This is a genomic window from Cupriavidus sp. UME77 (assembly GCF_014170355.1).
GTDB lineage: Bacteria > Pseudomonadota > Gammaproteobacteria > Burkholderiales > Burkholderiaceae > Cupriavidus > Cupriavidus basilensis.
In genome coordinates this window covers 16,857-36,245 of the sequence record NZ_LZZU01000051.1, presented here as the reverse complement: position 1 = coordinate 36,245, position 19,389 = coordinate 16,857, and the positions used below count along the sequence as shown (strand labels likewise).

At 66.8% G+C, this 19,389-nt stretch carries 17 protein-coding genes; 15 read left to right on the top strand and 2 right to left on the bottom strand.

Annotated elements, in window-relative coordinates; all coding sequences use genetic code 11:
* Positions 1-6: 6 nt before the first annotated feature.
* Positions 7-1,068: a serine/threonine protein kinase gene (locus A9975_RS20840; RefSeq protein WP_183034475.1), complete on the bottom strand. Its 1,062-nt coding sequence runs from the start codon at positions 1,066-1,068 to the stop codon at positions 7-9.
* A gap of 33 nt (positions 1,069-1,101) precedes the next feature.
* A complete protein-coding gene (locus tag A9975_RS20835) occupies positions 1,102-2,811 on the bottom strand; it encodes a DEAD/DEAH box helicase (protein WP_183034474.1) in 1,710 nt (569 codons plus the stop codon).
* A 307-nt stretch (positions 2,812-3,118) separates the two neighbouring features.
* Here A9975_RS20835 and A9975_RS20830 point away from each other — a divergent pair, with 307 nt between their 5' ends.
* From A9975_RS20830 to A9975_RS20760, 15 genes are all read left to right on the top strand, one after another.
* Entirely contained in the window at positions 3,119-4,807 is a 1,689-nt protein-coding gene (locus tag A9975_RS20830; RefSeq protein WP_183034473.1) for a ClcB-like voltage-gated chloride channel protein, read from the top strand.
* Between the two features lie 150 nt (positions 4,808-4,957).
* Positions 4,958-5,338: a hypothetical protein gene (locus A9975_RS20825; protein WP_183034472.1), complete on the top strand. Its 381-nt coding sequence runs from the start codon at positions 4,958-4,960 to the stop codon at positions 5,336-5,338.
* Between the two features lie 94 nt (positions 5,339-5,432).
* On the top strand, positions 5,433-6,785 hold the full coding sequence (miaB, locus tag A9975_RS20820; protein WP_183034471.1) for a tRNA (N6-isopentenyl adenosine(37)-C2)-methylthiotransferase MiaB: 1,353 nt from the start codon (positions 5,433-5,435) through the stop codon (positions 6,783-6,785).
* A 40-nt stretch (positions 6,786-6,825) separates the two neighbouring features.
* Positions 6,826-7,821: a PhoH family protein gene (locus tag A9975_RS20815; RefSeq protein WP_043343789.1), complete on the top strand. Its 996-nt coding sequence runs from the start codon at positions 6,826-6,828 to the stop codon at positions 7,819-7,821.
* A gap of 14 nt (positions 7,822-7,835) precedes the next feature.
* On the top strand, positions 7,836-8,588 hold the full coding sequence (ybeY, locus tag A9975_RS20810) for an rRNA maturation RNase YbeY (protein ID WP_183034470.1): 753 nt from the start codon (positions 7,836-7,838) through the stop codon (positions 8,586-8,588).
* Positions 8,589-8,897: 309 nt separating this feature from the next.
* Positions 8,898-9,770, top strand: a complete 873-nt coding sequence (locus A9975_RS20805; RefSeq protein ID WP_183034469.1) for an HlyC/CorC family transporter — start codon at positions 8,898-8,900, stop codon at positions 9,768-9,770.
* The gene (gene lnt, locus A9975_RS20800) at positions 9,767-11,374 is read left to right on the top strand and encodes an apolipoprotein N-acyltransferase (protein ID WP_183034468.1); all 1,608 of its coding nucleotides are present in this window, start codon (positions 9,767-9,769) and stop codon (positions 11,372-11,374) included. The genes A9975_RS20805 and lnt overlap by 4 nt, the downstream gene beginning before the upstream one ends.
* A 480-nt stretch (positions 11,375-11,854) precedes the next feature.
* Complete coding sequence (gene glyQ / locus A9975_RS20795; RefSeq protein WP_183034467.1) at positions 11,855-12,805, top strand: glycine--tRNA ligase subunit alpha; 951 nt, start codon at positions 11,855-11,857, stop codon at positions 12,803-12,805.
* Positions 12,802-13,458, top strand: a complete 657-nt coding sequence (locus A9975_RS20790; RefSeq protein ID WP_183034466.1) for a hypothetical protein — start codon at positions 12,802-12,804, stop codon at positions 13,456-13,458. Before glyQ ends, A9975_RS20790 begins: the two co-directional genes overlap by 4 nt.
* A gap of 36 nt (positions 13,459-13,494) precedes the next feature.
* Positions 13,495-15,627: a glycine--tRNA ligase subunit beta gene (gene glyS / locus A9975_RS20785; protein ID WP_183034465.1), complete on the top strand. Its 2,133-nt coding sequence runs from the start codon at positions 13,495-13,497 to the stop codon at positions 15,625-15,627.
* Between the two features lie 29 nt (positions 15,628-15,656).
* Positions 15,657-16,235 (top strand): D-glycero-beta-D-manno-heptose 1,7-bisphosphate 7-phosphatase, encoded by a 579-nt coding sequence (gene gmhB / locus A9975_RS20780; RefSeq protein ID WP_043343769.1) that lies wholly within the window; start codon positions 15,657-15,659, stop codon positions 16,233-16,235.
* A 17-nt stretch (positions 16,236-16,252) separates the two neighbouring features.
* A complete protein-coding gene (locus A9975_RS20775) occupies positions 16,253-17,005 on the top strand; it encodes a 1-acyl-sn-glycerol-3-phosphate acyltransferase (RefSeq protein WP_043343766.1) in 753 nt (250 codons plus the stop codon).
* Positions 17,002-17,886, top strand: coding sequence for a M48 family metallopeptidase (locus A9975_RS20770; protein ID WP_183034464.1), 885 nt, complete (start codon positions 17,002-17,004; stop codon positions 17,884-17,886). Before A9975_RS20775 ends, A9975_RS20770 begins: the two co-directional genes overlap by 4 nt.
* Positions 17,887-18,002: 116 nt before the next feature.
* Positions 18,003-18,410: a lactoylglutathione lyase gene (gene gloA / locus A9975_RS20765; protein WP_006162781.1), complete on the top strand. Its 408-nt coding sequence runs from the start codon at positions 18,003-18,005 to the stop codon at positions 18,408-18,410.
* A 55-nt stretch (positions 18,411-18,465) separates the two neighbouring features.
* Positions 18,466-19,320 (top strand): DMT family transporter, encoded by an 855-nt coding sequence (locus tag A9975_RS20760; protein WP_183034523.1) that lies wholly within the window; start codon positions 18,466-18,468, stop codon positions 19,318-19,320.
* Positions 19,321-19,389 lie beyond the last annotated feature (69 nt).

Below are 19,389 nucleotides of genomic sequence, written 5' to 3'. Positions count from 1 at the left end.
GCCGGGTCAGACCGGCCAGAGCGGCGGCTCGTCCATCAGCGCGACCTGCTCGCGCAGCTCCAGGATGCGGTCCTGCCAGTAGCGGGCAGTTCCAAACCACGGGAATGCCGCCGGAAAGGCCGGATCGCGCCAGCGGCTGGCCAGCCAGGCGCTGTAATGCAGCAGGCGCAGCGTGCGCAGCGCCTCGATCAGGTAAAGCTCACGCGGCCGGAATTCCGCGAAATCCTCATAGCCGGCCAGGATGTCGGCCATCTGGCCCTGCTGGGCGGCGCGGTCGCCTTCCAGCAGCATCCACAGATCCTGCACCGCCGGCCCCATGCGGCTATCGTCGAAGTCGACAAAGTGCGGCCCGGGCGCGCGCGAACCCGCATGCGACTCCTCGATCCACAGCACATTGCCGCGATGGCAATCGCCATGCAGCCGCAACTGCGCGACATCGCCCGCGCGCTCGAAGCAGCGGCGAGCGCCATCCACGGCGAGATCGGCAACCGCCTGCCAGGCCGGGCGCAGTTCCAGGGGAATGCAGTCTTGCGCCAGCAGCCAGTCGCGCGGGGCCACCCCGAAGGTGTCCACGTCGATGGTGGGGCGCGCCTGGTAAGGATGCGTGGCGCCGAGCGCATGGATGCGGCCGATGAAACGGCCGAGCCAGGTCAGCGTATCGGCACGATCCAGCTCCGGCTCGCGCCCGCCGCAGCGGGGAAACACCGCGAAGCGAAAACCCGCATGCGCCAGCAGCGTGGCGCCGTCGCGCGCGATGGCCGGCACCGCCGGAATCTCGGCGTCGGCCAGTTGCCGCACGAAAGCGTGCTCTTCCAGGATGGCGGCGTCGCTCCAGCGGCCGGGGCGGTAGAACTTGACCACCACCGGCGCGCTGCCTTCGATCCCCACCTGCCAGACCCGGTTCTCATAGCTATTGAGCGCCAGCAGGCGGCCATCCGGCTCGAAACCGGCGGCCTCCATCGCATCGAGCATCAGGTCTGGCGTGAGGCTGGCGTAGGGCACGCCATCGCCATCGGCGGGCGTGCCGCCGTCGCCGGGCGCCTGAAGGTCAAACCCTGAACTGGACATGGCGCGTGGCAGCCGTTGGAGAACGTTGTGGAGTTAACGCGTGGGCTTGGCGCGCTGGCCGCCCAGCAGCGCGGCTTGCGGCGCCGGACGGCGGCCGCGTGCCGCCGGATCCTGCCCGGTGCGCGGTCGCGCGACATGGGTATCGGCACCGGCGCGATTGCCGTTGACATCGCCATTGCGATCGCGGTTGCCATTGCCATTGCCATTGCCATTGCCATTGCCATTGCCATTGCCATTGCCAGCGGCACGGTTGCCATTAGCCTCGCCAGTGCGGTTGCCATTGGCCTGACCGTTACGCGGGTTGCCTTGCCCAGCCGAAGCCGGTCGTCCGCTGCCCTGCGCCGGGCGCTGGCCCGGTGCCTGCGGCGCGCGGCGCTGGCCTTGCCCATCGGCCGCGGCCGCAGCCTGGCCGCGGCCTTGCGGCGCGCGTGCCGGACGTTGCTGGCGCTCGCCAGCGTCCGCTGCCGGTGCGCGCCCGCGCGGCTGGCCGCCGGCGGGTGCCTGGCCGCGGCCACGGCCACCACCATTGCCCTGGCCCTGGCCCTGGCCGCGTGCCTGCCGGCCCTTCTGGATCGGCTCGGCCGGAATGCTCGGATCGACCTCGAAGCCCGGCAAGATGGTTTGCTCGATCTGGCGCTTGATCAGCCGCTCGATATCGCGCATCAGCGAGATTTCATCCACGCAGACCAGCGAGATCGCCTCGCCCTCGGCGCCGGCGCGGCCGGTACGGCCGATACGGTGCACGTAGTCTTCGGGCACGTTGGGGAGGTCGTAGTTGACGACGTGGGGCAGTTGGTCGATGTCGATGCCGCGCGCGGCGATATCGGTCGCCACCAGCAGGCGCAGCGTGCCGGCCTTGAACTCGGTCAGCGCGCGCGTGCGGGCCGACTGGCTCTTGTTGCCGTGGATCGCCAGTGCCGACAGGCCGTCCTTGTCGAGCTGCTCGGCCAGGCGGTTGGCGCCGTGCTTGGTGCGGGTGAACACCAGCACCTGGTGCCAGTCGTTCTCGCGCACCAGGTGGGCCAGCAGTTCGCGCTTGCGCTCGCGGTCCACCGGGTAGACGCGCTGCGCCACGGTTTCGGCCGTGGTATTGCGGCGCGCCACTTCGATGGAGGCGGGGTTGTCCAGCAGGCGGTCGGCCAGGCCACGGATCTCGTCGGAGAAGGTGGCCGAGAACAGCAGGTTCTGGCGCTTCGGCGGCAAGACGTTGAGGATCTTGCGGATGTCGTGGATGAAGCCCATGTCGAGCATGCGGTCGGCTTCGTCCAGCACCAGCATTTCCACGTGCGACAGGTCGATGGTGCGCTGGGACAGGTGATCGAGCAGGCGGCCGGGCGTGGCCACCACGATATCGACACCGCGCTTGAGCTGTTCGATCTGCGGGTTGATGCCCACGCCGCCGAACATCACCATGGAGCGCAGCTTGAGGTACTTGCCGTAGTTACGGACGCTTTCTTCCACCTGCGCGGCCAGTTCGCGGGTCGGGGTCAGGACCAGTGCGCGCACCGGCAAGCGCTGTCCACGCGCGGGTTCGCGGCCGGCCGAGGATTCGGACAGCAGTTGCAGCAGCGGCAGCGTGAAGCCGGCCGTCTTGCCGGTGCCGGTCTGTGCGCCGGCAAGCAGGTCGCCCCCTTTCAGGATGGCGGGAATCGCCTGCGCTTGAATCGGAGTCGGCGTGGTATAGCCCTGTTCGGCCACGGCACGCATAAGCTTGTCGGACAAGCCAAGTTCGGAAAAAGACATGAATTGACGCTTCGGCCGCCCTTTGCGCATGTGGTGCGCCAATCGCGGGGGCGACGTGAGTGAGAAAACCGAAAACCGGAAATACCGACCGGCGAAGCGAGGCGACTGCCCCCGCTTCTTTAGGAGGAAAGACCGCTAGTGTACCAGCCTGGCGCTTTCGCGCGCGCGCGGCGCCCCGAGGGACGCGCGCGCCGCTGCGCTATGATGGCGGCCATCCCCCGCCTGGCCCCTGCCTGGGTGAGTCCACGCAACGCGCGGGCGCGCGCCAGCCCGGCCCAGCCCATCCCAGCCCCCGGATGCCGACACGATGCGGTTCAGGTTCATCGAAGACCAGGAAGTCACCCTCTTTACTGCCATCCCGGTAGGGATTGCCGCGGCCATCGTCACCACCCTGTTCAAGGAAGCGCTCGATGCTAGCGGCTATGTGATGTTTGGCACGCATGCCGATATCGTCACGGTATTCGCGGGCCTCGCCCTGATCTGGCGGGTGGCGATCCCGACGCTTGGCGGCGTGATCGCGGGCTTGCTCTTGACGGCGGCGGCCAAGCTCAACGCCGCGCAGCCAGGCGTCTCCGACTATATGGAAGCCGTTGCCAGCGGCACCGGGCGCCTGCCGGTGCGCATCACGTTGCTCCGCGCGCTGTCTTCGTTCTGCTCCATCGTCACCGGCAGCTCGGTCGGCAAGGAAGGCGCGATGATCCAGCTCGCGGCCCTGTGCGGATCGGTGTTTCCGTCCGCGCGCGGCGGCAGCGGGCCGCACGGCGACACCAACCTGCGGCGCATGCTCACGGCTTGCGCGGCGGCCGCCGGGCTGGCCTCGGTGTACCACACGCCGCTGTCGGCGGCGGTCTTCGTGGCCGAGGTGGTCTTTGGCGCAGTGGCGGTGCAGCGACTGATGCCGCTGTTCCTGGCTTCCGTGGCAGGCACGGTCGTTAGCCAGTTACATGGTGGCCTGCAGCCGCTCTATCCCGGCCTGACCGTGCCCGCCGACCTGCTGCATCCGCCCATGCTGCTGGCGGCGGTCTTGCTCGGCGTGCTGGCCGGTGTCTGCGGCGCCCTCTTCATGCGCGCCTCCAGCTTGGCCAAGGGCGCCTTTGCCCGGGTGCCGGGCGGCCTGGTGCCGCGCCTGGCGCTGGGCGGTGCCATGGTGGGTGTGTTGGCGATCTGGGTGCCCGAGGTGGTCGGCAACGGCTACTACACCATCCAGTCGATCTTGCAGGCGCACCCCTTGAGCGTATCGCTGGCGGCAGTGTTGCTGGCCAAGCTGCTGGCCACCGTGCTCAGCATGGGCTCGGGCGCGGTGGGCGGCGTGTTCACGCCTTCGCTGTTCGTCGGCGCGGCGCTCGGGCAGCTGCTGGCTCCCGCCGTGCCGGGTGGCAGCGGCGCGCCGCTGCTGCCGCTGGTGGGCATGGCCGCCTTCCTGGCCGCCACCAGCCAGGCGCCGCTGATGTCGGTGCTGATGGTGTTCGAGATGACGCTGGCCCCGGCGCTGCTGCTGCCAGGCATGATCGGCGCGGCGGCGGCCTACTACACCGCATCGCGTTGCCAGACCTTGTCCTTGTACAGCGTGGTGGCAGAGCGCACCCAGGCATCCGCCGCCGCGGAGCGCGCGCGGGCGCTGACGCTGGCCGGGCTGTGCGACGCCACCGACACCGTCATCGGCCCCGAGGCCACGCTGGAGCAGGCCAGCGACAAGTTCGCCGAGACCGGCACGCGCTATCTTTATCTGGTTGGGCCGGATGGCTGCCTGCTGGGCGCGCTGTCGATCCATGCGGTGCAACGCGCACTGCGCGAGCGGCCGCACGCGGGCCTGCTGGCACTGTGCGAACGCGATTTCCCCACCCTGACGCCGGAGTCGCGGCTGCCCGACGCGCTGCGGCTGTTCACCCATCACGCGCTTAACCGGATCCCGCTGATCCGCGACACGGCCGGGCGCGAGCTGATGGGCACGGTCTCCAAGCAGCGTGTGCTGCAGGAAGCATCCGGGCTGTTCTAGCGCCGCGCGGCCGGCGGGCGACCGGGTAGAATATCAGGTTGCCCGGCCCGCGCCGCCGGGGAGTAGACCCGAAGCGCTTTCGTTTTCCGCTTTCGTTTTCCGCTTTCGTTTTCCGCTTTCGTTTTCCGAACCGTTTCCGCCGGAGCCTCCATGCCAGCCAACCGTGCCGCGCGCCCTGCCCTTTTCGTTTTGGTCCGGACCGCCTTGCTAGCTGCATCGCTTGTTTTGCCCGCCGCGCTGCTGCCGGCAACGGCGTATGCACAGCAGGCGTTGCGCGTGATCCCCGCGGACGCGGCCAAGGCCAAGCTGGTGCTCGCCACGCAGTCGCCCAGCGCGCCGCAGTCGGCCACGCTGGACGGCAAGACCGTTGGCGTGGCGCCGGGCCTGCGGCTGTTTGGCACGGACAACCAGTTGCTGCCCATCGCGGCGGTGGCCGGCCAAAAGCTGCCGGTGCGGTTCAAGCTCGACCTCTACGGCCAGTTGCTGACGGCCTGGGTGCTGACCGAGCAGGAACAAAAAGCAGCGCAATAGTCGTAGTCCGGGGCGCGGCGACGCGCCGAGGCCCGGATGTCTTTCGTCCCCATAAAACCCTGATGCCCCCAGGTCAACCACTGAGATCGGCACCATGAAAAAAGTCTTCGTCAAAACCTACGGCTGTCAGATGAACGAGTATGACTCGGACAAGATGGTCGATATGCTCCATGCCACCCAGGGCATGGAGAAGACTGACACGCTGGAAGAAGCGGACGTCATCCTCTTCAACACCTGCTCCGTGCGCGAGAAGGCGCAAGAGAAGGTGTTCTCCGAACTGGGCCGCCTGAAGGCACTCAAGGCCGTCAAGCCGGACCTGGTGATCGGCGTGGGCGGCTGCGTGGCGAGCCAGGAAGGCGCCGCCATCGTCAAGCGCGCGCCCTATGTCGACGTGGTGTTCGGCCCGCAGACGCTGCACCGCCTGCCTGACATGATCAACCGCCGCCAGCAGACCGGCCACTCGCAGGTGGACATTTCCTTTCCCGAGATCGAAAAGTTCGACCACCTGCCGCCGGCACGCGTGGAAGGCCCGAGCGCCTTTGTCTCCATCATGGAAGGCTGCTCCAAGTACTGCAGCTACTGCGTGGTGCCCTACACCCGTGGCGAGGAAGTCTCCCGCCCGTTCGAGGACGTACTGGCGGAAGTCGCCGGGCTGGCCGGGCAAGGCGTGCGCGAAGTCACGTTGCTGGGCCAGAACGTCAACGCGTATCGCGGTGCCATGGGCGGCACCAGCGAGATCGCCGACTTCGCGCTGCTGATCGAATACGTGGCCGAGATCCCCGGCATCGAGCGCATCCGCTACACCACCAGCCACCCGAAGGAATTCACGCCGCGCCTGATCGAGATGTACGAGCGCTGCCCGAAGCTGGTCAACCACCTGCACCTGCCGGTGCAGCACGCTTCAGACCGCATCCTGATGGCGATGAAGCGCGGCTACAGCGTGCTGGAATACAAGAGCATCATCCGCAAGCTGCGCGCGCTGCGCCCGGACATGTCGCTGTCATCCGACTTCATCATCGGCTTCCCCGGCGAGACCGAGGCGGACTTCGACAAGCTGATGGCGATGATCGAGGAGATCGGCTACGACACCTCCTTCTCGTTTATCTTCAGCCCGCGCCCCGGCACGCCGGCGGCCAACCTGGCCGACGACACGCCGCACGAGGTCAAGCTGCGGCGCCTGCAGCATCTGCAGGCCACCATCGAGGAGAACGTGCAGCGCATCAGCAAAGGCATGGTCGGCTCGGTGCAGCGCATCCTGGTGGAAGGCCCGGCACGCAAGGATCCGACCGAGCTGCACGGCCGCACCGAGAACAACCGCGTGGTGAACTTCGCGCTGCCCGGCGTGCCCCAGGACAGGCGCGAGCGCATGGTCGGCGAAATGGTGGACGTGGCCATTACCGAAGCCTTCCCGCATTCGCTGCGCGGCGAAATCGTCGTGCGCCAGTAACCCACGCCCGATGCAGCCTGTTGCAGCCACTCGTACCCAGATGAAAATCCCTTCAGCCGAATTCGTCGCCCCCAAGGACGACAACGCCCGCCTGCAGAACCTGTGCGGGCCGCTTGACGAGAACCTGCGCCAGATCGAGCAGGCGCTCGACGTCACCATCCAGCGCCGCGGCCATCGCATGACCGTGCGCGGCGCCTACGCCCGCGACGCCGCGGCGGCCCTTGAGCGCTTCTACAACAACGCCCGCACCGCCCTGTCGATCGACGACGTGCAGCTCGGCCTGGTCGAGGCACGCCAGGTCGCCGCGCACGGCGGCTATGTGCCCGACGGCGCGAGCGCCGATACCGGGAGCGACGATGACGAATCCCCCGTGCTGCACACGCGCCGCGCGGGCCTGCACGGGCGCACGCCCATGCAGCGCGACTACCTGCGCAACGTGCTGGCGCACGACCTGACTCTGGGCATCGGCCCGGCCGGCACCGGCAAGACCTATCTGGCGGTGGCCTGCGCCGTGGACGCGCTCGAGCGCGACTCGGTCAAGCGCATCGTGCTGACGCGACCGGCGGTGGAAGCCGGCGAGCGCCTGGGCTTCCTGCCCGGCGACCTGGCCCAGAAGATCGATCCTTACCTGCGGCCGCTGTACGACGCGCTCTACGACCTGCTCGGCTTCGACCGCACGCAGAAGATGTTCGAGCGCCAGATGATCGAGGTCGCGCCGCTGGCCTATATGCGCGGGCGCACGCTGAACCACGCCTTCATCATCCTGGACGAGGCGCAGAACACCACGCCCGAGCAGATGAAGATGTTCCTGACCCGGATCGGCTTTGGCTCCAAGGCGGTCATCACCGGCGACACCACCCAGATCGACCTGCCACGCGGGCAGAAGAGCGGGCTGGTGGAAGCCCAGCACGTGCTGCGTGAAGTGCGCGGCGTGGCCATGACCCGCTTTACCAGCACCGACGTGGTGCGACACCCGCTGGTGGCGCGCATCGTCGATGCCTATGACGAATATCACGCTCAACACCGAGACGCTTAATCAAACGCCCAATCGTGAACGCAAAATCCTCCTCCCCCGCCAGCCTGATCCTGTTCGACGCCGAAGGCCGCGCGCGCAAGACCCAGGCACACGCCCTGCGCGTGCAACTGCCTGACGGCCGCAGCATCACGGTGGACCTGTCGCAAGCCGCCGACGGCGTCGTCGCGCTGCTGGCCGAGCACACCGACGACCGCCAGCAGGCCGGCCTGCTGGTGCGCCCGGACAACCACGACGCCTTGTCGGTCGCCGTTACCGCCACGCCTACGGTCACCACCACCGGCACACCCGCCACGCCGCCATCCCTGGAACTGGCACTGCAATATGGCGAAGGCATCAAGGGACAGCGCGGCCTGCCGACCCAGCGCAAGGTCCAGACCTGGGCCAAGTCCGCGCTGTACGCCGATGCCACGCTGACCATCCGCTTCGTCGGCGAGGAAGAAGGCCGCAGCCTGAACCGCAGCTACCGCGGCAAGGACTACGCGACCAATGTGCTGACCTTCGCCTATGCCGAGCACGAGTCCGACCCGGTCAGCGGCGACATCGTCCTGTGCTGCCCGGTAGTGGAACAGGAAGCCCGCGAGCAGAAAAAGTCGCTTGAAGCACACTACGCCCACCTGATCGTGCACGGCGTCCTGCATGCGCAAGGCTACGAGCACGAGGAAGATGGCGAAGCGGAAGAAATGGAAGCCATCGAGACGGAAACGCTGCAGGCCCTAGGCTTCCCGGATCCGTACCTGGCAGACGGCAACATCAAAATCAAAGACTAGGTGCAGCCGTGATTCCCGCCAGCCAGGCGGGAATCACCCCAGCGCGATGCGAAGCGAGCCGTGAAGGTGTACCAGGCCGTATGGGGCGCCTTTTTTGCCTACTTTTTTGGCAAGACAAAAAAGTAGGTCGCCGCGCCGCAGGCGTGGTGAAACCGCAGTTGCAGTTGCAGTTGCAGTTGCCCCTGACGTTAAACAGCTCAAGTTGCCGTAGAAGTTGTAGTTCCAAATCCCACCAAACCTCCCCTATCACAGCCCCCAAACCCTTTTAGTGTATCCTTCAACCGATATCCACCCCGCGCTCGTCGCGCCATGAACGACCCTTATCCCAGTTCGAAGTCAGCCGACCGTCCCCGATCCCTGCTCGAACGGCTCTCGGATTTCATCTCTCCGGAGCCCGATTCCCGTGCCGAATTGCTTGAGGTGCTCCAGGATGCGCATGCGCGCAACCTGATCGACGCCGACTCGCTTTCCATGATCGAAGGCGTGTTCCAGGTATCCGAACTCACCGCGCGCGACATCATGGTCCCCCGTGGCCAGATGGACACCGTCAATATCGCCGATGCGCCGGAGAGCTTCATTCCCTTCATGCGGCAGACAGCGCACTCGCGCTTTCCGGTCTATGAAGGCAGCCGCGACAACATCATCGGCATCCTGCTCGCCAAGGACCTCTTGCGGTATTACACCGATGAAGAGTTCGACCTGCGCGAGACCTTGCGCCCGGCGGTGTTCATTCCCGAGTCCAAGCGCCTCAATATCCTGTTGCGCGACTTCCGCATCAACCGCAACCACATCGCCATGGTGGTGGACGAGTACGGCGGCGTCGCCGGCCTGGTCACCATCGAGGACGTGCTGGAGCAGATCGTGGGCGACATCGAGGATGAGTTCGACCTCGACGAAGACCACGACAACATCGTGCAGTTGCCCGATGGCAGCTGGCGCGTGCATGGACTGACCGAAATCGAGCAATTCAACGAAACCTTCGGCACGCAATACTCGGATCACGACGTTGATACCGTGGGCGGCTTGCTGAGCAACCACCTGGGTCACGTGCCGCATCGTGGCGAAGTGGTGGTGTTGCCGCCGATGCGCTTCGAGGTCCTGCGTGCCGACGCCCGCCAGGCGCACCTGATGCTGGTGCGCCGCGAGGCCCCGCTCACCCCACCCGACATGGACGGCGCATGAAGCGCGTTGTCCAGGCATGGTCCGGCGCCGCCAGCGCCGGACGCGACGACGCGCGCGGCGTGAGCCTGCCCCGCCTGCTGCTGGCTGCCGTGCTGGGCGTGGCCCATACCCAGGCCTACGCGCCGCACACCTGGTGGTGGCTGCAACTGCTGGCGCTGGCGGGGCTGGTGGCACTGGTCGCCGATGCGCCGCGCACCCGTGGCGCGGCCGCCACCGGCTACGCCTTCGGCCTCGGCTGGTTCCTCTCCGGCATCTGGTGGCTCTATATCAGCATGCACGTCTATGGCGAGATGCCGGCGTGGATGGCGATGCTTGCCGTGCTGCTGTTCGGCGCCTTCCTCTCGCTCTATCCGGCACTGGCCGCCGCCACGTGGCACTGGCTGACTGCCCGCCGTACGCGGACAACCTCATTGGCACTGCTCGCGCCACTCGCCTTTGGGGCGGCCTGGGGGCTGTCGGAATGGCTGCGCGGCGTGGTCTTCACCGGCTTTCCGTGGCTGTCCAGCGGCTACGCCCATACCGATGGCCCGCTGGCCGGCTTCGCGCCGCTGGTAGGCGTCTATGGCATCGGTGCGCTGGCCGCGACCGTGGCTGCCTTGCTGGTGGCCGCCGTGCATGGCTTTGGCCGTGGTCGCGATGCGCACGCCAACCCGCGTGGCATGCGTGCCGGCGCGATCGCGCTGGCAGCCGCCGTGGCGCTGCCGCTGGCCGGCGCAGCGCTGGCGCCGATCGCCTGGACCACCCCTGCCGGCAAGCCCATTTCGGTGCGGCTGCTGCAAGGCAACGTGGCGCAGGACATCAAGTTCGAGCCGGTCGGCGTGCAGCGCTCGCTCGAGCTTTATCGTGACCTGATCACCGCCGCCCCGGCCGATCTGGTCGTGACGCCGGAGACGGCGTTCCCGGTGATCTTGCAGGACCTGCCGGTGGACATCGCCATCGCGGTGCGCGACTTCACCGTGGCTAGCGGCACCACCGTGCTGTTCGGCGCCGCCGGCGCGGATTCGCCGGTCGATTTCACCAACAGCGTCTTTGGCCTGGGCCCGCTGACCGAACGGCTGTACCGCTACAACAAGCACCACTTGGTGCCGTTCGGCGAGTTCATTCCCTTCGGCTTTCATTGGTTCGTCAACATGATGAAGATGCCGCTGGGGGATTTCCGCCGCGGCGGGCTGGACCAGACGCCGCTGCCCGTGCGCGGCATCCTGGTGGCGCCCAATATCTGCTACGAGGATCTGTTCGGCGAGGAAATCGCCGAGACCCTGCGCAGCCAGAAGGTGCCAGCCAATATCCTGGCCAACGTGACCAACCTGGCGTGGTTCGGCGACACCATCGCGCTGGACCAGCATCTGCAGATCTCGCGCATGCGCGCACTGGAAACGCGCCGGCCGATGCTGCGTTCGACCAATACCGGCATGACGGCCGTGGTGACGCCGGACGGCGTGGTGGCGGGACAACTGCCGACCTTCACCGTCGGCACGCTCACCGCCAATGTGCAGGGCACGCAGGGTTTCACCCCCTACGTGCGTTGGGGCAATGTACCGGCGCTGGCGGCATGCCTGCTGGTGCTGGCACTGGCGGCCTGGCGCCGCCGCCGGCAGGGCTGACGATAGTCCGGGCCGGCCTGCGCCGGCCCCATCGCCAGGCCTGTCGTCAGGTCGACGCCGCTACGGCCGAGACCAAGGCGGCGGCAATCATCACTGCGATGGCAACAAGATAAGGCTTGCGAGAAAGTAGCGACATGACCGGTGTCCCCGTAACTGGATTGATTCAAACGGTTGCGGCTGTTATGCACAGCTCTGCCTAATACTGTATACAAAAACACTAACGGCCAGTATCCGGCAGGCCTTTAGCACCCTTCGGTGTTTACCCGATTCGTTGCAAAACGCCGACACCCCATGCCAGCCCCGCGGGCGGGATTGGACGCCCTGACGCATGCAAGGGCCGTGCCGATGGCTGGCGGCGGCAAAAAAACCGATAGAATTCAGGGTTTGGCACGATCTTCGTGAGGCGCCGCGGCAACTTTGCCGCCACGCCGTCCGCCCTTGCTTGCTGGCCTGCTTGCAGGCCCTTACTAGTCTTCGCCTATGCTGACCTTCCAACAAATGATCCTCACCCTGCAGGCCTACTGGGACCGGCAGGGTTGTGCACTCTTGCAACCTATCGATCTGGAGGTCGGCGCCGGCACCTCGCACGTGCACACCTTCCTGCGCGCGATCGGCCCGGAACCGTGGCGAGCCGCCTATGTGCAGCCGTCGCGCCGCCCCAAGGACGGGCGCTATGGCGAGAACCCCAACCGCCTGCAGCACTACTACCAGTACCAGGTGGTGCTCAAGCCGGCACCCGAGAACATCCTGGAGCTTTACCTCGGCTCGCTCGAAGCGCTGGGCCTGGACCTTAAGCAAAACGACATCCGCTTTGTCGAGGACGACTGGGAGAACCCCACCCTCGGCGCCTGGGGCCTGGGCTGGGAAGTCTGGCTCAACGGCATGGAAGTCACTCAATTCACGTACTTCCAGCAGGTTGGCGGCATCGACTGCAAGCCCATTACCGGCGAGATCACCTACGGCATCGAGCGCCTGGCGATGTACCTGCAGAAGGTCGAGAACATCTATGACCTGGTGTGGACCGAGTGGGAAGAAAACGGCAAGACGCGCCGCCTGACCTATGGCGACGTCTATCACCAGAACGAAGTGGAGCAATCCACCTACAACTTCGAGCAGAGCAACACCGAGATCCTGTTCCGCCACTTCGCCGAGTACGAGTCCGAGGCCAAGCGCCTGATGGGTGCCGCCGAAGCCACGCAGCAGGACGCACCGGCCGAAGTCGCCAAGCGCCTGGCGCTGCCGGCCTACGAGCAACTGCTCAAGGCCGCACACACATTCAACCTGCTGGATGCGCGTGGCGCGATCTCGGTCACCGAGCGCGCGGCCTACATCGGCCGCATCCGCAACCTGTCGCGGCTGGTGGCCCAGGCCTACTACGACTCGCGCGAGTCGCTCGGCTTCCCGATGTGCGAGCGCGAGGCCACCGCATGACCCGCGCAGCGCGCAGCGCGCTATGCCGAGGCGCTGCCCTGGCACTGCTGGCCTTGGGGGCGCAGGGTGCCGCCCAGGCCACCGCGCCGATGCCGAGCCCACAGGTGCTGTACCTGCCGGCCGACCTGTCCAATGTGTGCGAGGCCAATCCGCAGGCCCTGCAGCAGGCGATCGACCGGCACTGGCATGGCGCTTTCGGCCCGAACAACTCGCTGGACCAATGGACCCAGCTGGTGCGCACGTTCTCGTGCGATCTCTCGGGCTCCAAGGACCTGGGCTGGCACCGCGTGCCCCTGCGCGCCTATGAAAGCGCGATCCGCTACCCGCTCTCGTGGGTTGAGACCGAGACGGTCAACGGGCGGGTGCGCAGGCAGATCAAGACGTATTACTCGGCCGCGCAGCTGCCGCCCAGGATCGACTTCTGGGTGAGCGGCCGCATCGACGAGATCCGCTACGACAAGCGGCTGCGCCGCCTCGATGCCCGCTTCTTCGCCCCCCGTCCCGCCCCCGGCGGCCGTGGCGGCAGCGCAAGCAACGGCACCAATGGCACCAGCGCAGACACGCAGTGCGTAGCAACCACGCTGCAATTCCGCCAGCAAAACGGCCTGTGGCTGTTGTCCGGCGTAGAACCTACTATTGCACCGCGCTGCTAGAACGCAGCGCGTGCCACAACTTGTTGGAAACGATTCATGTCGCAACTCCTGACCGATTCGAACGATACGCTGCTGATCGAGCTGCTCACCGAAGAGCTGCCGCCCAAGGCGCTGGCACGCCTGGGCGACGCCTTCGCGCAGGGCCTCTTCGCCGGCCTCTCCGAGCGTGGCTTGGTAGGTGACGGCGCCGCCGTGACCGCGTTCGCCACGCCGCGCCGGCTGGCTGCGCTGGTCACCAAAGTGCGCCGTAACGCGCCCGACCGCGAGCAGCGCGAGAAAGTGCTGCCGCTGACCGTGGCGCTGGACGCCAGCGGCCAGCCCACCGCCCCGCTGGCCAAGAAACTGGCCGCCCTGGCTAAATCGGTGGGCGTCGAGGCGATCGACTGGCAAACCCTGGAGCGAGCCTCCGACGGCAAGGCCGACGCCTTCTTCTACTGCTACACCGCGCGCGGCGCCGAACTGGGCGCCGGGCTGCAGGCAGCGCTGGACGACACCATCGCCAAGCTGCCCATCCCCAAGGTGATGAGCTACCAGCGCCCGGACGGCAGCACGGTGCATTTCGTGCGCCCCGCGCACGGTTTGATCGCACTACTTGGCACCGAGGTGGTGCCGCTCAGCGTGCTGGGGCTGCAGGCGGGCCGGACCACGCGCGGCCACCGCTTCCTCTCCAGCGGCGAGATCGAGATCGCGCATGCAGGCGAATACGCCGCCGTGCTGGCGTCGCAAGGCCACGTGCTGGCCAGCTACGCGGATCGCCGTGAACGCATCCGCACCGCGCTGCTGGAGCAGGCGGGCGCCGACCAGGTCGTGATGCCCGATGCGCTGCTCGACGAAGTCAACTCGCTGGTGGAATGGCCGGTGGTCTATCCTTGCCACTTCGAGGAGGTCTTCCTCGAAGTGCCGCAGGAATGCCTGATCCTGACCATGCAGACCAACCAGAAATACTTCGCGCTGACCGATGCCGCCGGCCACCTGCGCAACCGCTTCCTGGTGGTTTCCAACCTGGCCACCGATACGCCGGAGTCCATCATCAGCGGCAACGAGCGCGTGGTGCGCCCGCGCCTGGCGGACGCCAAGTTCTTCTTCGACCAGGACCGCAAGAAGACCCTCGCCTCGCGCGTGCCGCAACTGGCCAACGTGGTCTATCACAACAAGATCGGCACGCAGCTCGACCGCGTGCAGCGCCTGCAGCAGATCGCCGGCCACATCGCCGACGCGCTGGCCGCAGCCGGCATCGCCGTGGAAAAGGCGGCCGCCATGCGTGGCGCCGAACTCGCCAAGGCCGACCTGCTGACCGACATGGTGGGCGAATTCCCGGAACTGCAAGGCACCATGGGCACGTACTACGCGCGCCACGACGACGAAGCGCAGAGCGTGGCGCTGGCCTGCTCAGAGCACTACCGCCCGCGCTTTGCCGGCGACGCCCTGCCGGGCAGCCCGGTGAGCCTGGCCGTGGCGCTGGCCGACAAGCTGGAAACGCTGGTCGGCATCTGGGGCATCGGCCTGTCGCCCACCGGCGAGAAGGACCCGTTCGCGCTGCGCCGCCATGCGCTGGGCATCCTGCGCATGCTGGTCGAAACCCCGCTGCCGCTGTCGATCGACGCGCTGCTGGAACTCACCCAGCAAGCCTTCGCCGGCATTGCCGCGGTCAAGCCCGCGCAAGCCGCGATTGCGGACTTCCTCTACGACCGCCTGCGCGGCTACCTGAAGGACAAGGGCTACACCACCCATGAGGTCGAAGCCGTGGTGAGCTTGCGCCCGCAGCGCCTGGACGACATCCTGGCCCGCCTGGAAGCGGTGCGTACCTTTGCCGCCCTGCCCCAGGCCGAGGCGCTGGCCGCGGCCAACAAGCGCATCACCAACATCCTGCGCAAGAACACCGAGCCCGTAGGCACGGTGCAGCCGGCCCTGCTCCAGGAAGCCGCCGAAAGCGCGCTGCACAAGGCGGTGGAAAGCGTGCGTCCGCAAGTGGATGCCGCCTTCGCCAATGGCGACTTCGCCACCGCGCTGCGCGACCTGGCGCAGCTGCGCGAAGCGGTCGACCAGTTCTTCAACGATGTCATGGTGATGGCCGAAGACCCGCAGCTGCGCGCCAACCGGCTCGCGCTACTGGCCTCGCTGCACGTGCTGGCCAATCGCGTGGCCGACATCTCCAAGCTGGCCGCGTAAGCGGCCCGGCACCACAACGGGAAGCCATCATGCCGCAGACACCGCCCAAGCTTGTCGTGCTCGATCGCGACGGGGTCGTCAACCTCGACAGCGACCAGTTCATCAAGACGCCGGACGAATGGATCCCCATCGATGGCAGCCTGGAAGCGATCGCAGCACTCAACCAGGCCGGCTATCGCGTGGTGATCGTCAGTAACCAGTCCGGCATCGGCCGCGGCCTGTTCGAGATGAGCGCGCTCAACGCCATGCACGAGAAGATGCACAAGGCGCTTGCCAACCTGGGCGGGCGCGTCGATGCGGTCTTCTTCTGCCCGCATACGGCGGCGGACGGCTGCGATTGCCGCAAGCCCAAGCCCGGCATGCTTGAGCAGCTGGCGGAGCGCTTCGGCGTCGAGCTCAAGGGCGTGCCGCTGGTGGGCGACTCCCTGCGCGACCTCGAAGCCGGGCTGGCGGTAGGCTGCGCCCCGCACCTGGTGCTGACCGGCAAAGGCCCCAAGACCGAGAAAAAGGGCGGCCTGCCGCCCGGCACGCTGATCCACGACGACCTGCGCGCCTTTGCGCGCTGGCTGCTCACCGGCGATGGCGCCCCGCGCCAGGCCGGCTCCTGAACCCAACTCCCGTACCGATGATTTTTCTCCGCTCCTTGCTGTTCGCGTTGTTCCTCCTGGTACTGACACCGCCCTATGCCTGCGCGTGCTTCATCGTCTTTCCGTTCATGAACGCCGACCGCCGCTACCGCTTCGTGCGCGGCTGGCCGCGGCTGGTGACCGGTGCGGCCGCGCTGATCTGCGGCATCCGCTACCGCTATGAAGGCCGCGAGCATTTCGATGCCATGCTCGACAAGCCGGTGGTGGTGCTGTCCAAGCACCAGTCGGCGTGGGAAACCGTGGCCTACCTGGCCACCATGCCCAAGCCGATGTGCTTCGTGTTCAAGCGCGAACTGCTGATGGTGCCCTTCTTCGGCTGGGCGCTGGGCATGCTCAAGATGGTGCACATCAACCGCAAGGAAGGCACCCGCGCCTTCGCCTCGGCGGTGCGCCAGGGCCGCGAGCGGCTGGCCGAAGGCGCCTGGATCATCATGTTCCCGGAAGGCACGCGCACACCGTCGGGCCTGGAGAAAACGCGCTACAAGAGCGGCGGCGCCCGCCTTGCTGTCGAGACCGGCGCATGGGTGATCCCGATGGCGGTCAACTCCGGGCGCCTGTGGCCGCGCAACTCGTTCCTCAAGTACCCGGGCTTGATCACGGTCTCCGTCGGCGCGCCGATTTCGTCGGCCAACAAGACGGCAGACCAGGTCAATCAAGAGGTTGAGGCGTGGATCGAACAAGATATGCGTAGAATCGACGCCGAGAGCTACCGGAGCAGAACGCCCGCATGAAATTGCTGCGCCCGACCCCCGACTCCCCCGGTTCCCAGATGGAGCTGCCGCTGTCCGACGCCCTCGCAGGCGAAGACAGAGCGCCCGGCATGGTGCCAGGCGGGTTGGCGCCGGCGCAGCCCAACTCCCCGACGCCGCAGCCCTGGCCCCAGCCGCAGCCCAATGCACGACGGCTGCTGGTGGGCGAGCGCGCCGTGCACTACACGCTCAAGCGCTCGTCGCGCCGTACCATCGGCTTCACCGTGGACGACCGCGGCCTGTCCATCACGGCGCCGCGCTGGGTCACGCTGGCCGACATCGAGTCGGCCATTCTGGAAAAACAGCGCTGGATCTTCAACAAGCTGGGCGAATGGCAGCACCGCGAAGCCCGCCGGGTGCTGCCCACCGTGCAATGGCGCGACGGCGCCAGCCTGCCCTTCCTGGGCAAGCCCATCACCCTGCAACTGGAGTCTCCCGCCGGCGTGCTGCTGTTCGATGCCGAGACCTGCATTCTTCATCTCGCGCTGCCCGTGCATGCCGACGAGCAGCAGATCAAGGATCGCGTGCAAGGGTGGCTGCAACACCAGGCACGGCGCCTGCTGGCGCAGCGCCTCGATATCTACGCGGAAAAGCTCGGCGTGCGGCATAGCGCGTTTTCGCTGACCTCCGCCGCCACGCGCTGGGGCAGTTGCACCGCCGACGGCAAGATCCGCCTGAACTGGCGTTTGATGCATTTTCCGCTGTCGATGATCGACTACGTGGCCGCCCATGAGCTGGCGCATCTCAAGGAGATGAACCACAGCCCGAGGTTCTGGGATACGGTGGCGTCGATCTTTCCGGAGTTCCGTGATGCCCGCGCGCAATTGCGGGCACACCCACCCGAGTTGCTGCCCACGTTCTAGGCTGGGCCTTTGATTTAAAACGGGGAAATGGCACACCTGGGCCAAGGTAAACCGATTGCTGCCATCCCGTTTAGAATAATCGACCTATCCCAAAACAATATCAGGCCTCTCCCAAAATGCGACTCCTCCACACCATGCTCCGCGTCGGCGACCTGCAACGCTCGATCGACTTCTACACCCGCATCCTCGGCATGCAGCTGCTGCGCGAGAGCGACAACACCGAATACAAGTACCGCCTCGCCTTCGTCGGCTACGGCCCGGAATCCGAAACCGCCGTGCTCGAGCTGACCTATAACTATGGAGTGGAAAAGTACGAGATGGGCACGGCCTACGGCCATATCGCGCTGGAGACCGATAACGCGGCGGCCACCTGCGAGCGCATCCGCGCCGCCGGCGGCAACGTCGTGCGCGAGGCCGGCCCGGTCAAGGGCGGCACCACGGTGATCGCTTTCGTCGAAGACCCGGACGGCTACAAGATCGAGCTGATCGAGCGCAATTCCACCCGCGACGCCAGCCGTCCTTGAGGTGAGCGCGCCACTGCCAAGCCGGCGCCCGCTCGACGGCACGGCCGTCACGCTGATGGTGGTGCTGTGCGTGGCCTGGGGACTGCAGCAAGTGGTCATCAAGGCGACGGCGCCACTGATGGGCGCCGTGCTCCAGGCCGGCGTGCGCTCGGCGGTGGCAGCCGCGCTGGTGTTCGGCTTTGCCGCCTGGCGCCGCACGCCGCTGTGGCAACACGACGGCACGCTGGGCGCGGGCTTGCTGGCAGGTTTGCTATTCGGTGCCGAGTTCTTCTGTATTTTTGTCGGCCTTGGCCACACCACCGCTTCGCGCATGGCGGTGTTCCTCTATACCGCGCCCATCTTCACCGCACTCGGCCTGCATCTGAGCGTCGCCGGCGAACGCCTGCGGCGCGGGCAATGGCTGGGTGTCGGGCTGGCCTTCTGCGGCATGGCGCTGGCCTTTGCCGATGGCATCGCCAAGCCCGCCGCGCATGGCGGCAGCACGTTGCTGGGCGATGCGCTGGGGATCCTGGCCGGCCTCCTCTGGGCCGCTACAACGGTGGTGGTACGCGCCAGCCGGCTGGCTTCGGCAGCGCCCAGCAAGACGCTGCTCTATCAACTTGCGGTGTCTGCGGTGATGCTGCTGTCCATGGCGCTTGCAGCCGGGCAGCATCTGCAGGCGCGCGTCGACGGCATGGTGATCGCCAGCCTGTTCTACCAGTCGGTGCTGATTGCATTCGCCAGCTACCTGACGTGGTTCTGGCTATTGCGGCAGTACCTGGCTTCGCGCTTGTCGGTGTTTTCGTTTTTGACGCCGCTGTTCGGGGTGGCGTTTGGCGTGGTGCTGATGCATGACGCCGTGGGCATGCGGTTTGCGGTTGCCGCGGTGCTGGTGTTGGGGGGGATTGTGTTGGTGAATCGGCGGGAATAAAGGGGCTGGGGGGGATGTGGCTGCAACTGCAACTGCAAAATCGGCTTCAGATTCAAGGGGTTAACCGCA